Origin of the sequence: Inquilinus limosus MP06, assembly GCF_000767795.1 — a bacterium.
Taxonomy (GTDB): domain Bacteria; phylum Pseudomonadota; class Alphaproteobacteria; order DSM-16000; family Inquilinaceae; genus Inquilinus; species Inquilinus limosus_E.
The window spans coordinates 1-2756 of record NZ_JANX01000704.1 but is presented as its reverse complement, the minus strand read 5'-3'; the positions used below and the strand labels follow the sequence as shown (position 1 = coordinate 2756).

The window sequence follows — 2756 nt, the reverse complement described above, 5'->3', positions numbered from 1 at the left end:
CGCCGGCGACCCGGCCGTTCAGCCGAGGTGCCGCGAAGGCGACGGCCAGCACGCCGAGGCCATGGGCGATCAGCACCACCGGCTTGTCGTCGGCCTCCGCCGCCGCGACCAGCGCCTCCACCCGGCTCTCCCGGTCCGCCGGATCGTCGGCGGCGCCGGCCCAGCGCGCGGTCTTCAGCCGCGCCTGCCACCGCGCCTGCCAATGGCCCTCGTCGGGCGAGGCCAAGCCGGGGACCATGAGGATGTGGGCATCGGAGGATTTCATGAGCGGAGGCGGCATCGGGACAATGAGGGTTCTAAGTGTGCCCGCGCCGGCTGCCGGTCAAGAGCCGGCCGTGCCCGGTGCTGCGGCAGGGCCGCTGGCCCATCCGGGCCCCCGCCCTGAACCGGCTCTCAATCGCCCCCATCTCATTCGGAACTGGCGCTGTCCACGTCGTTGCATGTCGGTATGCCGAAGACTTTGGCGTTGCTGGCTTTGGTGAAAATCATATTATATTATTGCAAGAAATATGCGTGCAGATACTCACCATGACGCACTGATCGGGCGACAAGATGATGCTGCGGAGTTCTTCCGGTTGAATTGCATGCCCGGCCGGGCGGGCGCAGGGCCGTTCTGCCTGCGAAAAGGGGCAACTGTTCTCAGGTCCCTGCCTTGTCCAGGGCCGCAGTCAGGGCCCGGAAGGGGAGTTCGACACAATCGTGGCGGTTGCGCACGGCGCGGACCGGGGTGAAGATCTCCAGCTCCGGCCAGGGCGGCGCGGCGCCCTCCCGCAGCATCGGCCGGATGCCGGCCGCGATTTCGCGCAGCGCTGCCGGCGCCTGGCCGATCGCCTTCTCCGCGATTAGCGCTGCCGAGGCCTCGCACAGCACGCAGCCGCGGACGAGGTGACCAACCTTCGTGACCCTGCCGTCGGCCAGGGTCAGGTCGATGGTCACCCGGTCGCCGCACAGCGGATTGTCGATCATCGCCGACCCGTCCGGCTCGGGCAAGCGGCCGGCGCCGGTGGCCGCGCGGGCCTTCTGCAGGATCGCCTGGTCGTAGAGCGCATCGATCATCGCGTCGGCACCTTGGCGGCGGCGGTCAGGGTCGACAGCGTCTCCGGCGTGTCGACGTCGAACAGAACGGCGGTGTCGTCGGCCTCGACCTCGACCACCTCGTCGGCATGCTCGCCGATCAGGTGGCGGGCGCCGACATCGCCGGCGACCGACGCCATGGCCGGGAAGAAGCGGCGGTCCCACAGCACCGGGTTGCCGCGCTTGCCCTGATGGGTCGGCACCACGATCGAGCGGCCCTCCGTCGGCGCATAGGCGGCGACCAGGCGCTCGATCAGCTTCGGGCTGATCCGCGGCATGTCGCCGAGGCAGACCAGCGCGGCATCGGTCTCGTGCGGCAGTGCCGCGAGGCCGGCGGCCAGCGAGGTGCTGAGACCCTCGGCATAGCGCGGGTTGCTGGTGAAGGTGACCGGCCGGTCGGCCAGCGCCGCCTCGACCTGCTCGCGCTCATGCCCGGTGACGACGACGACCGGGCCCACGCCCTTGGTGCCCAGGGCGGCATCGACCGCATGGGCGACCATCGGCTTCCCCTCGACCGGGGCCAGCAGCTTGTTCAGCTCGCCCATGCGGCGCGACTGGCCGGCGGCCAGCACGACCACGCCGACATTCGGGGCATGCGGCATGCCGTTGCCGTCGGCGGCGCGGTCGCGGGGCAGGGGGCGGCTGGGGATCTCCGCCAGCAGGCCGCCGACGCCCATGGCCATGACGTCGAGGCGGGTGACCGTGAGCCCCGCGGCGATGCGCTGCAGCACCCAGTCGAAGCCGTTCAGCTTGGGCGAGCGGGCGCAGCCGGGCAGGCCCAGCACCGGCATGGCGCCGATGCGGCCCATCAGGATCAGATTGCCCGGGTCCACCGGCATGCCGAAATGCTCGATGATGCCGCCCGACGCCTCGATCGCCGCCGGCAGCACGTCGCGCCGGTCGGTGATGGCCGAGGCGCCGGCGATCAGCAGCAGGTCCAGCCCGAGATTCTGCACCATGCGGATCTCGCTGGTCAGCGCCGGGGCCTTGTGATCCGACCGTCGCTCCCGCGCCAGCGTGCCGCCCAGCCGCGCCAGCCGGTCGACCGTCACCTGGGCGGTCTTGTCCAGGACGCTGGGCTTGGTGGTCGGCAGCTTCGTCTGGATCAGCCCGACCTTGAGCGGCCGGTAGGCGGCCAGGCGCAGCGCCGCGCCGCGCTGGGGCAGGGCGGCCATCGCCTCGACCAGCGACACCGCGTCGCCAGGCGCCGCGAAAGGGATGATCTTGATGGTCGCCACCATCTGCTTCGGCGCGACCTCGGCCCATTCCGGCAGGGTGGCGATGGTGATCGATTCATCCAGCCGGTTCAGCCGGTCGATCCGCTCGCGGTCGATCACGACCACGCCGGCGGCCTCGGCATACAGGTTCACCCGGCCGGTGAAGGCGGCGCTGGCGCTCAGCCCCGGTCCCTGGACGGCCGCGGCCACCCGCTCCGCCGCCTGGTCCTCGTGGATGTCGTCGCGATCCAGCCGCGCCGCCTGCACCTCCTCGACGCCGGCGGCCTGCAGCGCCGCGACATCGGCCGCGGTCAGCCGCCGGCCCTTGCGGAACATCGTGCCGGCCACCGCGACGGTGTGGGCCAGGATGGCGCCGGCGGCCTCGGCGACGGGCAGGGAGCCGAAGATCACGCGGGGGCCTTTCCGTGAGGTTCGGCGCCGTGCAGCACCGCGGTCATCTGCGCC

At 71.6% G+C, this 2756-nt stretch carries 3 protein-coding genes; all 3 read right to left on the bottom strand.

What is annotated here, in order from left to right; all coding sequences use genetic code 11:
• Positions 1 to 265: alpha/beta hydrolase (locus tag P409_RS31130; RefSeq protein WP_034847605.1), on the bottom strand; the 265-nt coding region annotated here is incomplete at its 3' end.
• A 374-nt stretch (positions 266 to 639) separates the two neighbouring features.
• Positions 640 to 1056, bottom strand: coding sequence for an iron-sulfur cluster assembly scaffold protein (locus tag P409_RS31125; RefSeq protein ID WP_034847604.1), 417 nt, complete (start codon positions 1054 to 1056; stop codon positions 640 to 642).
• Positions 1053 to 2702: an NTP transferase domain-containing protein gene (locus P409_RS31120; RefSeq protein WP_034847602.1), complete on the bottom strand. Its 1650-nt coding sequence runs from the start codon at positions 2700 to 2702 to the stop codon at positions 1053 to 1055. The genes P409_RS31125 and P409_RS31120 overlap by 4 nt, the downstream gene beginning before the upstream one ends.
• Positions 2703 to 2756: the final 54 nt, after the last annotated feature.